The organism is Brevundimonas sp. TWP2-3-4b2 (assembly GCF_049897345.1).
GTDB lineage: Bacteria > Pseudomonadota > Alphaproteobacteria > Caulobacterales > Caulobacteraceae > Brevundimonas.
Map to the genome: position 1 here is coordinate 387,916 of NZ_JAFCWB010000003.1, position 18,388 is coordinate 406,303.

The 18,388-nt window shown below is 64.0% G+C and carries 16 protein-coding genes and 1 pseudogene; 6 read left to right on the plus strand and 11 right to left on the minus strand.

The window, feature by feature from the left end:
* The first annotated feature begins 4 nt into the window (after positions 1-4).
* The 6 genes from ACP7AS_RS08975 (at position 5) to ACP7AS_RS09000 (ending at position 7,566) form a co-directional block, all read left to right on the plus strand.
* Complete coding sequence (locus ACP7AS_RS08975) at positions 5-373, plus strand: hypothetical protein (RefSeq protein ID WP_426028519.1); 369 nt, start codon at positions 5-7, stop codon at positions 371-373.
* 9 nt (positions 374-382) lie between these two features.
* Positions 383-3,580: a hypothetical protein gene (locus tag ACP7AS_RS08980; protein WP_426028520.1), complete on the plus strand. Its 3,198-nt coding sequence runs from the start codon at positions 383-385 to the stop codon at positions 3,578-3,580.
* A gap of 96 nt (positions 3,581-3,676) precedes the next feature.
* Positions 3,677-5,107: a hypothetical protein gene (locus ACP7AS_RS08985; RefSeq protein ID WP_426028521.1), complete on the plus strand. Its 1,431-nt coding sequence runs from the start codon at positions 3,677-3,679 to the stop codon at positions 5,105-5,107.
* 91 nt (positions 5,108-5,198) lie between these two features.
* Positions 5,199-6,542, plus strand: a complete 1,344-nt coding sequence (locus ACP7AS_RS08990; RefSeq protein WP_426028522.1) for a phospholipase D family protein — start codon at positions 5,199-5,201, stop codon at positions 6,540-6,542.
* Between the two features lie 43 nt (positions 6,543-6,585).
* Positions 6,586-7,290, plus strand: coding sequence for a hypothetical protein (locus ACP7AS_RS08995; protein WP_426028523.1), 705 nt, complete (start codon positions 6,586-6,588; stop codon positions 7,288-7,290).
* Positions 7,291-7,446: 156 nt separating this feature from the next.
* Positions 7,447-7,566 (plus strand): hypothetical protein, encoded by a 120-nt coding sequence (locus ACP7AS_RS09000; RefSeq protein WP_426028524.1) that lies wholly within the window; start codon positions 7,447-7,449, stop codon positions 7,564-7,566.
* Between the two features lie 140 nt (positions 7,567-7,706).
* Here the strand turns inward: ACP7AS_RS09000 and ACP7AS_RS09005 are convergent, their stop codons facing one another.
* The 11 genes and pseudogenes from ACP7AS_RS09005 to hrpB all read right to left on the minus strand — a co-directional run bounded on the left by ACP7AS_RS09005 (position 7,707) and on the right by hrpB (position 18,333).
* Positions 7,707-8,126, minus strand: coding sequence for a hypothetical protein (locus ACP7AS_RS09005; protein ID WP_426028525.1), 420 nt, complete (start codon positions 8,124-8,126; stop codon positions 7,707-7,709).
* Between the two features lie 40 nt (positions 8,127-8,166).
* Complete coding sequence (locus ACP7AS_RS09010) at positions 8,167-8,868, minus strand: ABC transporter ATP-binding protein (protein WP_426028526.1); 702 nt, start codon at positions 8,866-8,868, stop codon at positions 8,167-8,169.
* On the minus strand, positions 8,861-10,162 hold the full coding sequence (locus ACP7AS_RS09015; protein WP_426028527.1) for a lipoprotein-releasing ABC transporter permease subunit: 1,302 nt from the start codon (positions 10,160-10,162) through the stop codon (positions 8,861-8,863). The genes ACP7AS_RS09010 and ACP7AS_RS09015 overlap by 8 nt, the downstream gene beginning before the upstream one ends.
* Complete coding sequence (gene proS, locus ACP7AS_RS09020) at positions 10,159-11,475, minus strand: proline--tRNA ligase (protein ID WP_426028529.1); 1,317 nt, start codon at positions 11,473-11,475, stop codon at positions 10,159-10,161. The genes ACP7AS_RS09015 and proS overlap by 4 nt, the downstream gene beginning before the upstream one ends.
* Before the next feature lie 61 nt (positions 11,476-11,536).
* A pseudogene (locus ACP7AS_RS09025) lies at positions 11,537-12,622 on the minus strand (acyltransferase family protein).
* A 27-nt stretch (positions 12,623-12,649) separates the two neighbouring features.
* Entirely contained in the window at positions 12,650-12,988 is a 339-nt protein-coding gene (locus ACP7AS_RS09030) for a DUF3088 family protein (RefSeq protein ID WP_426028530.1), read from the minus strand.
* 9 nt (positions 12,989-12,997) lie between these two features.
* A complete protein-coding gene (locus ACP7AS_RS09035) occupies positions 12,998-13,258 on the minus strand; it encodes a DUF1467 family protein (RefSeq protein WP_426028532.1) in 261 nt (86 codons plus the stop codon).
* Positions 13,258-13,695 carry a methylmalonyl-CoA epimerase gene (mce, locus tag ACP7AS_RS09040; protein ID WP_426028533.1) on the minus strand — a complete coding sequence of 146 codons (438 nt, stop codon included), beginning with the start codon at positions 13,693-13,695 and terminating at the stop codon, positions 13,258-13,260. The genes ACP7AS_RS09035 and mce overlap by 1 nt, the downstream gene beginning before the upstream one ends.
* Positions 13,696-13,767: 72 nt before the next feature.
* Positions 13,768-14,712: a translation elongation factor Ts gene (gene tsf, locus ACP7AS_RS09045; RefSeq protein ID WP_426028534.1), complete on the minus strand. Its 945-nt coding sequence runs from the start codon at positions 14,710-14,712 to the stop codon at positions 13,768-13,770.
* Positions 14,713-14,808: 96 nt separating this feature from the next.
* The gene (gene rpsB / locus ACP7AS_RS09050; protein ID WP_426028535.1) at positions 14,809-15,735 is read right to left on the minus strand and encodes a 30S ribosomal protein S2; all 927 of its coding nucleotides are present in this window, start codon (positions 15,733-15,735) and stop codon (positions 14,809-14,811) included.
* Between the two features lie 174 nt (positions 15,736-15,909).
* Entirely contained in the window at positions 15,910-18,333 is a 2,424-nt protein-coding gene (hrpB, locus tag ACP7AS_RS09055; protein WP_426028536.1) for an ATP-dependent helicase HrpB, read from the minus strand.
* Between the last annotated feature and the right edge of the window lie 55 nt (positions 18,334-18,388).

Genomic DNA, 18,388 nt, shown 5'->3' on the forward strand with positions numbered 1-18,388 from the left:
CGGCATGGACCAGTATGAGCGAATGCAGATCCGCGCTGCGGCGGAATGGCGGGCTAAGCTCCAATCCGGCGCGATCAAGACAATGATCGATCCACTGTCCGGCGAGGTGATGATCCGGACCGAAGTGCATCACATCGCCCGCGAGAAGTACGGCGAAGCCTCAATTCCGCTGTCGATTACCAGCCATCGCGAAATGACCAGGCGGCAGATGGAGGAACATCCGCCGGACGGCCCCGACCCCGACAACCCGGTCGAGCGTATGGGCCGGTTCCTGCTTTCAGCGGCCGATCTGCTGGAATCGATCGTCGACGAAATGCGCGCCGCCGCCCACCTGCTGATTGCCCTGGCCGGGAAAGGAATTCGCGGCCCTTGAGGAAAAGCCATGCCGCCAATCGGGGACACCACTCACAAGCCTGAAGTCACCGATTGGCTAGTTTTGGCTTTGCGGGCCTACACCGAGCCGAGGGGGAAGCCTGGGAAATCTTGGACGCGCAACGAAAGGCCGTCGCCGTCCGACTGGGTGCTGATCTTCGACTGCGAAACCCGCATCACACCCGATCTAAGCCTGCGGTTTGGAGCTTACCAGCTGAGGTTCAGAGGCCGCCTTTGGGAGCGTGGCGTCTTCTACGACACCGCAGGACTTCGCGAAGACGAGTTCGAAACACTCTCGGATCTTATGCTTCTGGAGCGCCCGAGCTCCGATGGCGAACGAATTTTCCTGCGGTCGCGGGAGGCCTTCGTGTCCGAAGTTTTCCTCAAGCGTGGGTTCGCCGTCGGTGCTCAAATCGTCGGGTTCAACCTCCCTTTCGATCTCTCGCGGCTGGCCATCCGGCACGTCAACGCACGCGACAGCATGAAAGGCGGCTTCAGTTTTGTGCTTTCAGACGATCGCCGAATCCCGAATGTGGCGGTCAAACATCTGTCCGCTCGCGCGGCGCTGATCCGGTTCACTGGGGCCAGTACTGGCCGATCGCGGAAGTCCGCCGAACGGGTGATCACCGATCGGGGCTATTTCGTCGACGTCAAAACGCTCGCGGCCACGCTTACGGGCGGCTCGCATTCGTTGGCCGGGCTATGCAAGCTCTTGAAAGCCCCAACGCAGAAGCAAGCGGCTGACGAGCATGGTGCGCCGCTGACCCCGGAATATCTGGCCTATGCGCTGGATGATGTGCAGGCCACTTGGGAGTGCTTCGACATTCTCGCGCGGCGGGTCGCGAGCTTCGGTCTTCCGGGCGTTGGCCTATACGACCTCTTCAGCGAAGCCAGCCTTGGAAAAGCGTACCTAAAGGCGATGGGCGTGAAGCCCTGGCGTGAGCTTCAGCCGGATTTTTCGCGTGAGGTCCAAGGCTGGATTATGAGCGCCTACTTCGGCGGGCGGGCTGAGGTGCATATCCGACGGCAAATCGTCGAAGTCGTGCACTGTGATTTTCGGTCGATGTACCCGACCGTCTCCACACTGATGGGCCTATGGCGGTTCGTGATTTCCAAGGGCATCGACTTTGTCGATGTGACGGCGGAAACCCGTGATCGGCTTTCGTCGATCACGGCGGCGGATCTCCAATCCAAAGCCGGATGGCGTGACTTGGCAGTGCTGGTGCAAATCTCGCCAGAGGCCGACATTTTGCCCGTTCGCGCCTGTTACGGTGAGGGCCCTTCGGCAAACATCGGGCTCAATCACCTTTCGTCCGACGAACCGCTTTGGTTCACGTTAGCGGACGTGATCGCAGCAAAGGTCCTCAACGGCTCGGCTCCAAAGATCTTGAAGGCTACCCGGTTCGTGCCGCGCGATGTGCAGTCCGGTCTCCGTCCGATCATGGTTGCTGGTAAATCAGTGGATCCAGAGCATGCCGATTTCTACCGCGAGCTAATCGATCATCGCGGTGTCCTGCAAAGCAAGGTGAGTGAGGGCGGCCCTGATGCGGCTCGCTTCGACGCTGAGCAGCTCGCGGCGAAAATTCTCACCAACTCGACTGCCTACGGCATCTTCATGGAGCTCAACCCTGAGGACAGCTCGAAGCCTGTGCAGATGATGGGTTATGGCGCGGGGGCGCACCCTTTCGCGTTCACCTCGCGCTCTGTCGAAAAGCCGGGCCTCATGTTTCACCCGCTCTTGGGCGCACTCACGACAGGCGCGGCGCGTCTGATGCTGGCGCTGGCAGAGCGCAAGGTTCTGGACGAGGGCCTAGACTGGGCGTTCTGCGATACCGACAGCATCGCCATTGCGAATCCATCCGGCATGGCCCGCGAAGAATTCTTGCCGCGTGCCGAGGCGGTCCAGGCTTGGTTTTCAGACCTCAACCCGTATGCGAAGCCCGGTTCGATCTTGAAGATCGAGGACGTGAACTATGGTGCTGCCCGCGAAGACGGCACGCTAAATTTAGAGCCGCTGTTCTGCCTGGCGATCTCGTCGAAGCGCTACGTCTTATTCAATCGGGATTCCGACGGCAGGCCCATTATCCGCAAGGCGTCGGGACATGGCTTGGGCCATTTGATGGACCCTTTCGACGACCCGGCAGAAGTGAGATCGAGTTGGATCAAGCGCATCGGTGTGCCGCGCTGGCAGGCTGAGGTGTGGATGGAGATCATAGGCGCAGTTGATGCCGGGCGGCCTGACGTCGTGCGCCTAGGACATCTGCCCGGCTTCAACGAACCGTCGCGCAGCCGTTACGCGGCGACGACGCCGGAACTGCTGTCTTGGTTTTCCGAGTTCAATGAGGGGAAGCCATATTCGGAGCAGATCAAACCGTTCAATTTCATGCTGTCGCTTCAACTGCGCTCGGATATGGAAATTGCCCCCTCTCACCCCGACGACCTGACGGATCGCGGAAGAGCCCGCGCGCCACGACCGGCCGCCCCCTTCTCCCTTCATCCGGCTGACGCGGCTCGGACTGCCTTTGACCGTGGAACGGGGAAGCCCGTTCAACCCGCCATGCTGAAGACGCTCGCGCGGAATCTCGTGCGCTATCACCTGCACCCCGAAGCCAAGTTTCAGAACGGTGACGCGGACGCTGTCGGTGTTCTGAGCCGTCGTCATGTTCGGGTCTTGGCATTTCGCGCCATCGGAAAGGAGGCCCACGATCTTGAGGGCCGACTGGCGTTGGGAGAGGATCTCCAACCGGATCGTACGCTGCCTTTGGGGGCTCCAGACCTCGAAAAGCTTCTGGCGCACGCCTGGAAACAACAGGCCGCTTTGGAGCTGAGCGACCGGGAACTGAGCGCCGCAGCCGGGCTCTCTCACCACACGTTGACCAAGCTGCGCCGATTGGGCGGTCGAACGTCGAACATCCTGAAGATTGTCCAGGCGGTCGAGACCACGCGCCAAGCCCGGCTGGCTGAGAAGCAGGCATCAAAGCTGCTTGGGCAGAAGGCCTACCGTCTTGTGGATCACTTCGGGTCGGTCGCGAGCCTGGCCCGCGAATTGGGTATGACACGCCAATATGTCGGCCGGATTCTGAGGGGCGAGCGCCCCGCGTCGGCGGAGTTCGCCGTGCGAGTCGAACAGTTGATGGCGATACCCGCTGGCCAGTCCGCCAGCCGGTCATCGGCGTGCGAGTCACATCCAAGAACCGCGCCTGTCTGAAGCTGGCTCGATTTAGCGCGAACCACCTTGGGTTTCACGGCAGAGTTCGACGTGTATGGTCGCCCTGTCGCACAAAGGAACGCCCGAGGGGGGACAATGTCAGACGTCGTAGTGAAGAAATCCAACGAGCTAATTGATCCTCAGGCCCAACTTCTCGTTGAGTTTCTTAAGGAACTTGGACTTCCAGCAGATAATATCATCGCTGATCAGGATCAGCGGCGAGCCATCGGAGACAATCTCCACACTGTAATCAATGCACTTCCCGCCGACGCTAAGACTGATGCCCGATATTTGTCCCGTTTCGTAATTGGGGCAGGATTTGGACTTTTTGACTACTCCCTGAATGCAATATGGAATGAGGTTGTAATACATCTGCGGCGAAAAGCGACGGTATACGGGTTAGACATATTCTTCGACTCGGCCGTCGGCGGCAGCAAGGCGAGGGAATTTTACAAGACAGAAGACGATCTGGCGTCGTTAAAGGATTCGGTATTGCTAGATACGTCCTATAAGTTGGAGCTTATATCGGAGACGACGTACAAGAAACTAAAGCACATATTGGATATGCGGAATAATGTCGGCATCTCTCACCCGACAACTTACTCAATAAATGCATACGAGCTGTTGGGTTGGCTTCAGACGTGCGTCTCGGAGGTCCTGAACGACAATCCGACCGAAGCCGCACTTCAGGTCCAGAGTTTCGTCTCGAACTTGAAAACCCAACTAGCTCCTTTGGATAACGCAGCCGTCCAGGGCTTGAGCAATCGCTTCGGCCAACTACCGAGCCACCTATGCGGCAGCCTCCTAAGGACGATTTTCGGCATCTATGTAACCGTGGATACCGATCCTGCCGTGAGGAAAAACATTTCGTTGATTGCCCCGTCGCTCTGGGGGACATGCAGCGATGAGACCAAATACAAGCTTGGCGTTGTCCTAGAGGGCTACAACGTCAACTTATATCAGGACAAACACGCACTCGGGAGCCAGTTCTTTGGCATCGTTGGTGGAAACGCTTATAAATCGACGTCCGAAAGAGTCATCATAGTTGATGATCTGATCACTGAGCTCCACGATAAACATAATAGCTGGGACAACTTTCATCATGAAGCTCCCGTGGCAGCGCAGTTATACTCGTACAATCCTGATCAGGCATCGGTTCTAGGCAACCTTGCTCAACGTCTTTTCAAGACCGTGCTCATGTGCCGTATCGGGAATGGCGTAAGCTACAATTCGGGGGTCTCTCCTGGCGGTAAGCCGTACTATGAGGCGATGCTATCCTTTGCTGGAGACAAATTCGCCCCGCATGTCATGGCGTCTCTAGGAGAATTCGAAATTCGAAACCGCCTAAACAATTCGATCTGTCGCCAGCACGCAAAGACGGCGCTTCAAATCGTAAAGGCAAACGTGATCAATCAGAGACTTCTCGAATGTCTGGATTTTCTGATTGATCGAATCGAGAAAGATCCCGGCTGCGGAACCAGCGCTGATTTCAAAAAGCTGTCCAGCGGCTACATCAATTGGTCCTAACCGCAGCTCGGCCTAGCGGCGGCCAATCCGGCGTCCAAAACTGACCGGCTGAACAACAAACTCCCACGGATCGAATATTGGACCGGACGCCATGCATCTCGTCTTAAGTGCCATAAACGGCGAGTACCTACGGGACGTCATTGAACGAGCCGGGCAGAGTACGGAGCGGGTCGATGCTGCGGTCGCTTATGTTTCTCGTGAAGAGCTGCTGTTCAACTGGTGTTGGAAGTACGAAATCCCATTAAGATTCTTCGGCCGCTACGATGAGACGGTGCCAATCAGCCCGCCCATTCTGCGCCGGTTTCTGGATCGAAGATCAGCTCGATACACCTGCAAGCTTGTTCGAAAATTCCACGCAAAAGTTATCTGGTGGCATGGCGTGGGCGCTTACATCGGGTCCGCCAATCTCTCGGACAGCGCGTGGTATAGCAACGTCGAGGCTGGCACATTTTACGATGAAACTGAGCTCGCAGCGCTAGGGCTCGACACCGAGCTGAAGCACTTCTTCAGCACCCTTGAGCTCCACGGGTCACCGCTGACAGACGAGATATGCAGCGCGATCGAACTTCGGGCCAAACAGCTAGCGAAGATTAGGGACGCCGATGCGGCCGACGCGAAAGCTGCGCTCGATAATCCGCACATTCAGCCATGGGACGGCCTGGTTCAAACACCTCGCAAAGCTGCGTCAGACCGGCAGCGAGATGAGTTTCTCAAAGAATGGAACAGCACGCTCACCCTGTTGCGCAATCTTTCGGTCAAGCTGGATGATAACAGGCCAGCTTGGGTACGGCGGGACGCGCCAGCCGGTGCCCACGTCGATCAATTCCTTCACGCTCACTACTACAACCGAGTGATGGAGAAGGGGCGCTCGCTGTTTGAGGAGCATCATCTCGAAAATGTCCAAGATCCGGATTCCGCAGAGCGCAAAGCGATGGAATGGTGGCGCAACTTGAAAGCGCCGCCTTCCAACGAGGACCGGATGCTCAATGATTGGGCCCCATACCTTCGAGATGCTCTCTCGATAGATGGGCTCAGGAACGAAACCCCAGAGCACCTTTTTGGGATATTTCAGCGCGTCCACGCGATTGCGGATCATGCTCGCCGCATTCCCAACCAGCTCGTAAACCTGCCCAGCACTCGACAGTACTCGATGGATGAGAAGACCAGCGCTCTGGCTCAACGCATATTCGATGCGCGTTCCGACGGCGGCGCGACGGTCTTCGACCTCTTGCGCTTTGTTCTTCATGACGGAGATCCGAGCGAGGTCCCCTCGCGTCTCTGGGAGGGGTTGAAGAACCCGAAATGGAAGATTGATCACATCGGACAGAGCGCGCTCGGCGAAATAGTGGGCTGGGCGCTCCCTGACAGGTACCCGCCTCGAAACAGTCGGACCAGCAAAGCGCTCCGGTCCCTTGGACATGCGGTCGCCTACTGACCGTGGGTCCATAAGAGCGAACTAAGTCAGCGAGGTGCGACGGGTGCGTGATCAATACGCCGGTGATATTTCGGACTATCTGAAGTTTGCATTCATCAACGCCATGCTCCCCGCAGCTTCAACGCTCGGTGTGGCGTGGTACTATCTTCCGGGGCACGACGGTCGGGCAGACGGTCGCCATGACGAGTATCTGTCGGACCCAAACTGGCGGCTTTTGTCGCCTGGAGTTTTTGATCGGCTGGCGCAGAGATCCGAACGAGCCGTGTCAGAGCTGGAGGCGCTTGGCGTACTGCCGTCTTCAACCCGCTTTTTTCGCGATCCCGTGGCCGGAAAAGTGGGGAGGGATGCATGGGCTAGGCGCATGGAGGCTGAGCTCGCCGAATGCTCCGCTGTTTTTGCAGACCCGGACAACGGGGTTTCACGACCGGGCGTCGTCAGCCGAAAGAGCGCTACAGTTCAGGAGATTTCATCGCTGTGTGGCGCTGATCGATTGGTTCTTTTGATCCGTTTTCCCCACCGGTTGAGCAGTCATGCTGACCAGCTTTCCAGCTATCACGATGCCTTTGCGGAATTCTTGCCGATCACCGTCCGAACCTGCGTCCGCGTACCCAATGCCAATGGAACCACTTCACCCCGCATCCGCTGGTTCACTGCCCTAAACGGCGGACCGGATGCCAGATCGTCTATGGAATCGTTCGCCCAGAGATTGGCCGCTCTGCCCGGCGCTTCCGCCACGGTCGAGGGGTAGCTCGGCTCGCCCGGTGTCTGTTCTGCGGCTGTTCCGCAGCCTGGCCTTATCCCGTCAAGCGCTTTTGAGGTGAACACGACTCGTCCCGCCCTGTAGGATGGGTTGCGCGCCACACACACCCGCCCTCCCGGCGGCAGGCGTCGCCGGAGAACGGCCATGGCCAAGGGTCAAGTCAAGAGCAACAAGGAAGTCCGCAAACCCAAGGCCGAGAAGCCCAAGCCGTCCGTGTCGGTCAGCAGCAGCTCGCCCTTCACCACGCCTCCGGGGAAAAAATAATTCTGTCCGCTCATCCCGGCGAAAGCCGGGACCCAGAGCTTTCGTGAGGCACGGTGGACGGGATCGGCAGTCGCGGGACCCGGCCAGACTGAACGCCCAAAGGACTGGGTCCCGGCTTTCGCCGGGATGAACGAATGTCACTACTCCCCGGCGTCCGCATCCAGCCGCCGCTCGCATTCCGCCACGCCGTCCGCGATCCCTGCCCCGGCGTACAGGTCCCGCGCCGCCGACCAGGCCGCGCGGGCCGGTGCCATCTTGCGCAATCCGTCCAGGGCCAGGGCGGTCAGCCGCAGGGCGTTGGCCATGTCCGGCGATGTCCCCTGCCCGTTCGACCGGTACAGGGCGGCCGCCTGTTCGGCGTGAGCCAGCGCCTGTTCCAGATGGTCGGCCTTGCGATCAAGGTCGGACAGATGGCGCAGGGCATGGGCCTGCAGCAACGGCGCGCCGCTCTCGCGACTGAGGGCGGCGGCGCGGGCGTAGGCATTGCGGGCGTCGGGCGACCGGCCCTCCGCCATCGCCTCGCGCGCCGTCGTCAGATGGGCCTCAATGGCGTCGGTCATGGGTGGCTCCGCAGATGCCGGAGCCTTAGCACCGCTGATGTCAGTAGGCGTGGCTTTCCGCCGGCCGCTCTTCCAGATGGCCGTCCTTCAGCGCGAACACCCGGTCCATATGCCCGGCCAGCTCCATGTTGTGGGTGGCGATCAGGGCGGCGACGCCGGTGTCCTTGACCAGCCGGTGCAGGGCTTCGAACACGGTCTGGCTGGTGGCGGGGTCAAGGTTGCCGGTCGGCTCGTCGGCCAGCAACAGGCGCGGGCGGTTGGCGAGGGCGCGGGCGACGGCGACGCGCTGCTGCTCCCCGCCCGACAGCTGGGCCGGCTGGTGGGTCAGGCGTTCGCCCAGACCGAGCGCGGTCAGCACCTCGGCGGCCCGGGCGCGGGCCTGCGGCTGGGCCACGCCGGCAATCCGCAGCGGCAGGGCGACGTTGTCGCGCGCGTCGAACTCGGGCAGCAGATGGTGGAACTGGTAGACGAAGCCGATCTTGGCGAGGCGGATATGGGTGCGGGCGCGCTCGTCCAGGTGGCCGACGTCAACGCCGTCGATCCGGATCTGCCCGGCGGTCGGCCGCTCCAGCAGGCCGGCGGCATGCAACAGCGACGACTTGCCCGAGCCGGACGGCCCGATCAGGCCCACGACCTCTCCCGGCCGCACGTCCAGATCGACGCCGCGCAGCACGGTCAGGCCGCCGGACGCGGTTTCATAGGTGCGGGTCAGGCCGCGGACGGAGAGGACGGGGTTACTCATACCGAAGCGCCTCGACCGGATCCATTTTCGCGGCCCGCCACGAGGGCAGCAGGCTGGCGATACAGCTCATGAACAGGGACCAGACGGTGACCCAGAAGACGTCGCCGGGATCGACCAGGGCCGGGATGGCGTCCAGCATATAGACGTCGGCGTTGAACAGCTGGATGCCCAGCAGCGCCTCGAGGAAATGCTGGATCGGGGCGATGTTGAGGCAGAAGACGAGGCCGAGGAACAGGCCCGTCGCCGTGCCCGCCACGCCGATCGCGGCCCCGGCGACGAAGAAGATGCGCAGCATCGACATCTGGCTGGCCCCGACGGTGCGCAGGATGGCCACGTCGCGGGTCTTGTTCTTCACCAGCATGACGATCCCGGAAATGATGTTCAGGGCCGCGATGGCGACGACGAGGCCGAGGATGATGCTCATCGCCACCCGCTCGACCTTGAGCGCGCCCCAGAAGGCGGCCAGCCGGTCGCGCCAGTCGCTAACCAGACCCCCGGGTCCGGCGGCGGTGCGCACGGGATCATAGAGTTCGGCCACGCGGTCGGGCTGGTCGACCTTCATCTCGATGACGTCCCAGACGCCCTCCTTGCCGAAGAAGAGCTGGGCCTGTTCCAGCGGCATGAAGATGAAGGCGCGATCAAAGTCAGCCGTGCCCGAGGTGAACAGGCCACCGACACGATAGACCTTCTCCAGCCCGCCAAGATTGCCGAAGGCGCTGTCGGCCCCTGTCGGGGAATAGAGCGTAATCGGATCGCCGACCCGCAACCCCATGCCCTCGGCCAAGGCCTTGCCGATCAGGACATTGTCGCCGCCATAGGGCCCCTGGCCGAAGGTCCGCTTCGCCTCGTCGCCGAGGCTGTCATAGACGAAGGACATGGAGTCCAGGTCCTGAGGCCGAAGACCGCGGACGACGGCCCCGGTCGTCTGCCCCCCGCCGCGCACAAGCGCCTGGTTCTCGGTCACCGGCGAGACGCTGATGACACCGGGCACGCGGCTGATCCGGGTCACTGCCGCCTCGCGCTCCGGATCGCTCAGGATCTGGCCCTGGACGTACATATGGCCGTTGAAGGACAGCATCCGGCTGAGCAGCTCGGACCGGAAGCCAGCCATGATGCTCATGACCACGATCAGGGCCATGACCGCCAGCGAGATGGCGACGTAGGAGATGATGGCAATCAGGGCGATGCCGCCCTCTTTCCGCTTGGCACGCAGATAGCGCAGCGCCAGCTCGATTTCCCAGGCCGAGAACGGCCCGGCGGGTTTGGTCGGTTTGTCCGCCGCGACGACCGTCATCCGCGCACCTTGGCCAGAGCCTCGTCGAGCGGGATCGAGACCTTTTCGCCGGTCGCCCGACGCTTCAGCTCGACCACGCCGTCGGCCAGCCCCTTGGGCCCGATGGTCAGCTGCCAGGGAATGCCGATCAGGTCGGCGGTGGCGAATTTGCCGCCGGGCCGCTCGTCGGTATCGTCATAGAGGACGTCCTTGCCCAGGGCCTCCAGCTTGGCGACGGCTTCCTCGCAGGCGGCTGAGACGGCGTCGTCGTTGGCGCGCAGGTTGATCACCACGACGTCGAACGGGGCGACGGAGTCCGGCCAGATGATGCCGCTGTCGTCGTGGCTGGCCTCGATGATGGCCCCCAGCAGGCGCGACACGCCGACGCCGTAGCTGCCCATATGGACGTCGGTATCCTTGCCGTCCGGCCCGGCGACGCGCGCCTTCATCGGCGCGGAATATTTGGTGCCGAAATAGAAGATGTGGCCGACCTCGATGCCGCGCGCCGTCAGGCGGTCGGCCTCGGCGGTCTGGGTCTCGAACTGGCCGGCGTCGTGCATTTCCTCGGTCGCGGCGTACAGGCCGATACGCTCGTCGACGATGGCCTGAAGGTCGTCCCAGTCGACGCCCGTCCCGGGGGCCGGCATTTCAACCAGTTTGCGGTCACAGAAGACCTGGCTTTCACCGGTGTCGGCCAGGACGATGAACTCATGGCTCAGATCGCCGCCGATGGGGCCGGTATCGGCACGCATCGGCACCGCCTTCAGCCCCATGCGGGCGAAGGTGTTCAGATAGGCCACGAACATGCGGTTGTAGGCCTTGCGGGCCGAGGCCTCGTCGATGTCGAACGAATAGGCGTCCTTCATCAGGAATTCGCGGCCGCGCATTACGCCAAAGCGGGGGCGGCGCTCGTCGCGGAATTTCCACTGGATGTGGAAGAGGTTCAGCGGCAGGGATTTGTAGCTCTTCACAAAGCCGCGGAAGATGTCGGTGATCATCTCCTCATTGGTCGGCCCGTACAGAAGTTCGCGCTCATGCCGGTCGGTGATGCGCAGCATCTCCGGACCGTAGGCGTCGTAACGGCCGCTCTCGCGCCACAGGTCGGCCAGTTGCAGGGTCGGCATCAGCAGCTCGACGGCCCCGGCCCGCTCCTGCTCCTCGCGCACGATCTGCTCGATCCGGTTCAGCACCCGCAGGCCCAGCGGCAGCCAGGCATAGATGCCGGCCGCCTCCTGTTTGATCATCCCGGCGCGCAGCATCAGCTGGTGCGAGACGATCTGGGCGTCCGAGGGCGCTTCTTTCAGCGTGGGGAGGAAATAGCGCGACAGGCGCATGAGTCGGTATCCGGCAAGCAGGGCGTGGAACAGTGCTTTAGCCGGGACGAAGGGGCGAAAGCTAGGCGGTCAGCGGCGCGCGGCGTCTTTGTTGCAACATTCGCCCGAGCAAGGCGCGCGCTGGCGGATCGAACCAGCGCCCCGCGACGAACGCCGCGACGAGGCAGGCGGCTCCGGCAATGATTTCCCTTAGAGGCACGTCGCCGAACTGCATCTTGGCGACCATGAGGAGCGGCCCGTGCAGGATGTAAAGCGGATACGACAGGGCGGCGAGGAAGGCTGCTGCGGTTTGCAGTCGGGGCGACAGGCGCGCGGTCACGGCGGCGACCACGATGAACGGCAGGACGAACAGGACCGCCACGGCGTCAACGAGGCCGTTCCAGCGGCCGAGGTCCGGCGCCACGACCATAGCGATGAAGGCCGCGACGGTCAGGGCGACAGGCCAGCGCAAGGTCAGTCGTCCGGCGATCCACATCCGGTGCAGCAATAGGCCGAGTGGGAAACCGAACGCGACTCTGGCCAGACCGCCCGCAAGAGACCAGCCGCGCTGGCCGATCGAGCCCTCTTCAGCCATCAGGAAGGCAACCAGCACCGCCGCCGCGCCCAAGCCGACAACGACCTTGAGCGCCCGGTCGCTGAGCCGGCTCGCAGCGAAGGCGTAGACGATGTTGGCCGCCATCTCGAAGAACAGTGACCACCCGGGCGGGTTGAGCGGGAAGACCTGCGAGTTCGCGTCCAGCGGCGTCGGAATCATCATCGCGGCTGCGGCGAAAAGCACCCCGAGGCCGATGACACCCCCGGCGTCGTTGATTGCTCCGGCGTAAACGGCGGCGCCGATGCGGGTGCCCAGTATTTACAACGGCCACAGACGGACGATCCGCGCCCTGATGAAGGCACCCGGACTCCAGCCGGCCCTGAGCCGTCCCTCGTAGGCGTGGGCCATCACGAAGCCGGACATGATGAAGAACAGATCGACCGCGATATAACCGTGGAAAACCAGATGGCGCAGCGACGAAATGTGCAGGATCAGCACCACCAGCGCCGCCACGCCGCGCAGACCGTCCAGCGCCATGAAGCGGCCGTCGGCCGAATGCAGCGAGTGCAGGTCGGACGCGGCGGTCATCCCGTCAACCTGACGCGCCTGCATTAAGACGGGGTTTCCAGCTTGCGCGCTTCAGGGATGCGGCAGGCTGATGCCGTATCTGGCGGCCAGATAGGGGATGATGGCCTCATCCTGCAGGAAGCGCTTTCCGGTCGTTTCGCTGGTCTGTGCCGCGGGCCAGTCGAAGGTCCCGTCCAGCACCAGGATCGGGCAGCTCTGGTGCGCTTCGCCGACCATCTCGATCACCGGCGGGCGCGGCCGCGCGTGATCGAGGCGCGTGATGTCGAGCTGCGTCTTGAGCGCCGGATAAAAGGCCATCACCCCTTCGACGATCGCGCCGGCGGGGCAGTACCACGGCCCGCCCTGATCGTCGGTCCAGCCCGGGTTCAGCAGAAACAGGCGGTCGGTCATGCCGCGACCCTAGACCGGCGGCGCCAGGTTCGGCAGAGGCATCCAGCCGATGAAGACCAGGACCATCACCACCAGCCAGACGAGGAACGACACCCACGTCGTGGTGGTGAATTTGCGCTTCAGGTCCGGCTTGTCGGGCGCGCCCCACTGTCCCCCGTCGGTGGGCGGCTCATGGCTTTCCCGGGTCGTCCCCAGCGGCAGGACGGCGAACAGCACGGTCCACCAGCAGACGACATAGATGGCGAACATCGTGATCGGGCCGATAGGCATCAGTGGCCTCCGCTTTCGGAATGGGGTTTCGGCGTTTCCATCAGTTCGACCAGGACCCCGCCCATGTCCTTCGGATGGACGAAGATGATCGGCGTGCCGTGGGCGCCGATCCGCGGCTCGCCCGTGCCGAGGATGGTCGCGCCCCTGGCCCGGAGGGCGTCGCGGGCGGCGATGATGTCCTCGACCTCGAAACAGACGTGGTGTTGTCCGCCCTTGGGGTTCCTGGCCAGGAAGCCGTGGATCGGGCTGTCGTCGCCCAGCGGCTCGATCAGTTCAATCTGGGCGTTGGGCAGGTCGATGAAGCAAACGCGCACGCCCTGGGCCGGCAGGTCGAACGGCGCGTGTGCATTCGTGGCACCGAGCATGTCGCGATACATCGCGACGCTGGCCTCGATGGAGGGGGTGGCGACGCCGACGTGGTTCAGTCTTCCGATCATGGGGAGCACATAAAGAAAATCCTCCCCCGCGCATACGGGGGAGGATGATCCGTCGCAGAGCAGATCCGTAGTTTAGACGGCTCCGCCCGACATCGCGGCGACTTCGCTGGCGAAGTCGGGGCCTTCGACCTTTTCGACGCCTTCGCCGAGGGCAAGGCGGACGAAGCCGGCGAGGTGCAGGCCGGGGAAGCCCAGTTCCTTGCCCGTGTCGGCGACCAGCTGTTCGATGGTCACGTCGGGGTTCATCACGAAGGGCTGTTTGATCAGCACGACTTCCTTCTGGAACTTGTTGATCTGACCTTCCACGATCTTGGCGATCATGGCTTCCGGCTTGCCTTCTTCCTTGGCCTTTTCGGTCAGGACCTGACGTTCCTTCTCGATGGCGGCGGGGTCCAGATCGTCGGTGTTCAACGACAGCGGGGCCGTGGCGGCCACGTGCATGGCGATCTTGCGGCCCAGTTCGCGCAGGGCAACCTTGTCGCCGCCGCCGTGCAGGGCCACCAGCACGCCGATACGGCCGAGGCCCGGCGACACCGCATTGTGGACGTAGGAGGCGACGACGCCTTCATCGACCGACAGGCGGGCGGCGCGACGCAGCTGCATGTTCTCGCCGACGGTGGCGATCAGCTGGGTGACCTCGTCCTGGACCGTCTTGCCGGCTTCCAGCTCGGCGCCGTGCAGACCTTCGAGCGTGGCATGCTCGAGGCCCAGCTGGGCGAACGACTTGGCGGCGTTCTGGAACAGGTCGTTGCGGGCGACGAAATCGGTCTCGGCGTTGAACTCGATGGCGGCACCGACTTCACCGGCTCCGACTTCCTTCGAAGCCACGGCCACGAGGCCTTCGGCGGCGACGCGGTCGGCCTTCTTGGCGGCCTTGGACAGGCCCTTGGCGCGCAGCCAGTCGATCGCGGCATTGATGTCGCCGTCGGTTTCCTGAAGCGCCTTCTTGCAGTCCATCATGCCGACGCCGGACTTGGCGCGCAGGTCCATCACGAGGGCGGCTGTGATCTCGGCCATGGGGGATATCTCCTGAAGTCTGTTCGTATGCGGGAACGGCCGGGCGTTTAGCCCGGCCGTATGTCAGTTTCGCCGTCGGTGGAAAGTCGGGGTCGCTTAGACCGCGGCCTTCTCGGTTTCGACGGCGTCGTTGGCTTCCGAGGTCGCGGCCTGGGCGGCTTCGTCGGCCACGGCCGGTTCGGCTGCCGGTTCGGCGGCGGCGATCATTTCCTCGGCGACGGCTTCCGTGCCGGCCGGGGCGACGTCTTCAGCCTTGGCCTTGGGGGCCCTGGCTTCGCGCAGCATCGGCTCGTCCGGGTTCACCGCAGCGCCCAGGTCGACGCCCGAGGAGGCCTGGCCGGCAGCCAGACCATCGAGGACGGCGTCGGCGATCAGGTCGCAGTAGGTCTGGATGGCGCGGGCGGCGTCGTCGTTGCCCGGGATCGGATAGGTGATGCCGTCCGGGTCCGAGTTGGTGTCCAGGATGGCGATGATCGGGATGTTCAGCTTGCGGGCCTCAAGGATGGCGATGGCCTCCTTGTTGGTGTCGATCACGAACATGATGTCCGGGATGGAGCCCATGTCCTTGATGCCGCCCAGCGACAGCTCGAGCTTGTCCTTTTCGCGCTGCAGGTTCAGCAGCTCCTTCTTGACGCGGCCGTCGCCACCCGACTCGAGCAGGCCTTCCAGCTCGCGCAGGCGGGCGATCGAGCCCGACACGGTGCGCCAGTTGGTCAGGGTGCCGCCGAGCCAGCGGTTGTTCATGTAATACTGGGCGCAGCGCTTGGCGGCTTCGGCGACCGGATCGGCGGCCTGACGCTTGGTGCCGACGAACAGGACGCGGCCACCCTTGGCGGCGACGTCGCGCACGGCGACCAGCGCCTGGTGCAGCAGCGGGATCGACTGCGACAGGTCGATAATGTGGATGTTCGAGCGCGAACCGAAGATGTAGCGCTCCATCTTCGGGTTCCACCGGTGCGTCTGGTGGCCGAAGTGCGCGCCTGCTTCGAGCAGCGAACGCATGGAGAATTCTGGCAGAGCCATGAGGTTAGTCCTTTATCCGATTGATCCGCCGCAGGCGCTGTAAAGACCGAAGTCCTCGGAACGGAGCGAACAGGATTTCTCCCTGGCCGCGCCACGCCTGCGTGTGAAGTGGGCGGGCATGTAGGCGGGATGGCCGCAAAAGGCAAGCGTCGTGGCGCGGACCGGCCTGACAGGTCAGGTTCCACGCGGCTTGACCCGGCTGGTCGCCTCGGCCTTCGTCGGATCCTCCGGCCAGGGGTGTCGGGGGTAACGTCCGCGCATCTCGCTGCGCACCGCGGTCCAGCTGCCGGCCCAGAAGCCGGGCAGGTCCTTCGTCACCTGCACCGGCCGCCGCGCCGGGGACAGCAGGGCGAGCGTCAGGGGCACACGCCCGCCGCCGACGGTCGGATGGGTGGTCACACCGAACAGTTCCTGCACGCGGATATCCACGCGCGGCCCGCCGGGGGCCGCATAGTCGATGACGGCCGAGCCGAGCGGCGTCTGCAGCCGCGCGGGTGCCCGCTCATCCAGCGCACGCGCCCGATCCCACGGCACCAAGGTCTTCAGCCCGGCCTCCAGCGCCGTGTCGCTGATGGCGTCCACCGCCTGCACATCCTCCAGCAATGGCCAGAGCCAGCGCTCGGCTTCGGCCCGCAATCCCGCCTCCGACACATCAGGCCAGCCCACCTCCAGCGACCCGAGAAAGACCAGCCGCGCTCGCAGGCCCGTCGCCCGCCCGCCCCACTTCAGACGGGAGAGCCCGTCGCGCTCGACCTCGGCCTTGAGCACAGCCGTCATCGCTGCCCGATCGGGTGCGCCGACGATCTTCTCATCGACCACGATCGCCCCGATGCGGCGGACACGCCGCAGCGTCATTCGGCCAGACGGTTCGCGGCCGAGCCGGTCCTCGATCTCGATCCTTCGCTCGAGCGACGCGATATCGACCGGTACGGCCAGACGGATGCGGTCACGCGCATCACCCCCGCTCAGTTCCGCCACCGCCAGCCACGGTTCCTGGGCCAGCAACTCCGTCGGTTCGACGAAGGCCCCGCGGCCCGAGGCCAGCAGCACCTCACCCGGCTTGCCCCGCGCCCTGGCCACCCGTTCGGGGAAGGCCTCGGCCAGAAGGGTGCCGGGGTCCGCATCGCCGCCCTGCCCGCCCCCGGCCGCCCGCGCCCAGCGGTCGGCCAGGTTCATCGCATCGCGCGCCCGCGGTGACCGGTCGCGATCCAGCGCCCGAAGCCGCTCGCGCAGGTCGACGTCGTTTCCGCCCAGCCCCGGCTCGCTCAGCACCGCGGCGATCCGGGCACCGAGCGCGGCGTCGCCGGCATCACTGGCGGCGGCGACCATATGCGCCAGGCGCGGCGGCAGCGGAATGGGCGTCAGCCTTCGTCCGTGGGCCGTGAGAGCCCCCTCGCCGTCCAGCGCATCCAGCCGCTCCAGCACCTTGCGCGCCTCGGCGAAGGCACCCGCCGGCGGCTGGTCGAGCAGGGCCAGGCCCTCGGTCGTCCGGGTCCCCCAGCGCGCCAGGTCCAGCGCGAAGGCGGTCAGATCGGCCTCCAGGATCTCGGGCCGCTGATGCGGGATGAGGCCGCGCGTCGCTTCCTCGTCCCAAAGGCGATAGCAGACGCCCGGTTCGATGCGCCCAGCCCGGCCTCGACGCTGCTCCGCTGAAGAACGGCTGACGCGCACCGTCGCCAGCCGGGTCAGTCCGCTGGAGGCCTCGAACCGGGGCACGCGCGACAGGCCGCCGTCGATGACCACGCGCACACCCTCGATCGTCAGGCTGGTCTCTGCCACCGAAGTTGCCAGCACCACCTTTCGCCGCCCCGCGGCGGACGGCTGGATGGCCCGGTCCTGCTCGGCCGCATCCAGGGCACCATAAAGCGGCGCGATATCGACCGACGGATCACGCACCGTCTCCCGGAGCCGCTGCGCCGTGCGGTGGATCTCGCCCTGACCCGGCAGGAAGACCAGCACAGATCCCGTCTGCTCACCCAGCGCGAGCCTCACCGCGCGCGCCGCGGCGTCCTCGATCCGCTCGGCCGCACCCCGGCCGATATAGAATGTCTCGACGGGGAACATCCGGCCCTCGGCCTCGATCACCGGCGCTCCACCGAGCAGGGCCGACACACCGGCAATGTCCAGTGTTGCCGACATGACCAGCAGCCGCAGGTCCTCGCGCAGCAGTCCCTGCGACTCGCGGGCCAGCGCCAGCCCGAGATCCGCGTCCAGCGACCGCTCGTGGAACTCGTCGAACAGGACCGCGCCGACGCCCTCAAGCCCCGGATCGTCCAGAATCATCCGGGTGAACACGCCCTCCGTAATCACCTCGATCCGCGTCCGGGGGCCGATCCGGCTCTGCAGACGGGTGCGATAGCCGACGTTGTCACCGGTGCGTTCGCCCAGTGACGACGCCATCCGCTCCGCCGCCGCCCGCGCCGCCAGACGACGGGGCTCAAGCACCAGCAGCTTGCCTTCGCCCAGCCAGGCCTCACCCAGCAAGGCCAGTGGCACGACGGTCGTCTTGCCGGCCCCCGGCGGCGCAGCCAGCACGGCGACGTTGCCCGCAGACAGGGCGGTCTTGAGCGGTTGAAGGACGGCGTGGATTGGCAACATCACCTGCGGTCTACCTGCAACGAGGCCGGTCACGAAAGCGTCGTTGTCCCTTCAT

Bases quoted from the DNA above. Each gene is read 5' to 3' on its own strand.
- ACP7AS_RS08975 (WP_426028519.1), top strand. From the start codon at position 5: ATGGACCAGTATGAGCGAATGCAGATCCGCGCTGCGGCGGAATGGCGG.
- ACP7AS_RS08980 (WP_426028520.1), top strand. From the start codon at position 383: ATGCCGCCAATCGGGGACACCACTCACAAGCCTGAAGTCACCGATTGG.
- ACP7AS_RS08985 (WP_426028521.1), top strand. From the start codon at position 3,677: ATGTCAGACGTCGTAGTGAAGAAATCCAACGAGCTAATTGATCCTCAG.
- ACP7AS_RS08990 (WP_426028522.1), top strand. From the start codon at position 5,199: ATGCATCTCGTCTTAAGTGCCATAAACGGCGAGTACCTACGGGACGTC.
- ACP7AS_RS09000 (WP_426028524.1), top strand. From the start codon at position 7,447: ATGGCCAAGGGTCAAGTCAAGAGCAACAAGGAAGTCCGCAAACCCAAG.
- ACP7AS_RS09005 (WP_426028525.1), bottom strand. From the start codon at position 8,126: ATGACCGACGCCATTGAGGCCCATCTGACGACGGCGCGCGAGGCGATG.
- ACP7AS_RS09010 (WP_426028526.1), bottom strand. From the start codon at position 8,868: ATGAGTAACCCCGTCCTCTCCGTCCGCGGCCTGACCCGCACCTATGAA.
- ACP7AS_RS09015 (WP_426028527.1), bottom strand. From the start codon at position 10,162: ATGACGGTCGTCGCGGCGGACAAACCGACCAAACCCGCCGGGCCGTTC.
- proS (WP_426028529.1), bottom strand. From the start codon at position 11,475: ATGCGCCTGTCGCGCTATTTCCTCCCCACGCTGAAAGAAGCGCCCTCG.
- ACP7AS_RS09030 (WP_426028530.1), bottom strand. From the start codon at position 12,988: ATGACCGACCGCCTGTTTCTGCTGAACCCGGGCTGGACCGACGATCAG.
- ACP7AS_RS09035 (WP_426028532.1), bottom strand. From the start codon at position 13,258: ATGCCTATCGGCCCGATCACGATGTTCGCCATCTATGTCGTCTGCTGG.
- mce (WP_426028533.1), bottom strand. From the start codon at position 13,695: ATGATCGGAAGACTGAACCACGTCGGCGTCGCCACCCCCTCCATCGAG.
- tsf (WP_426028534.1), bottom strand. From the start codon at position 14,712: ATGGCCGAGATCACAGCCGCCCTCGTGATGGACCTGCGCGCCAAGTCC.
- rpsB (WP_426028535.1), bottom strand. From the start codon at position 15,735: ATGGCTCTGCCAGAATTCTCCATGCGTTCGCTGCTCGAAGCAGGCGCG.
- hrpB (WP_426028536.1), bottom strand. From the start codon at position 18,333: ATGTTGCCAATCCACGCCGTCCTTCAACCGCTCAAGACCGCCCTGTCT.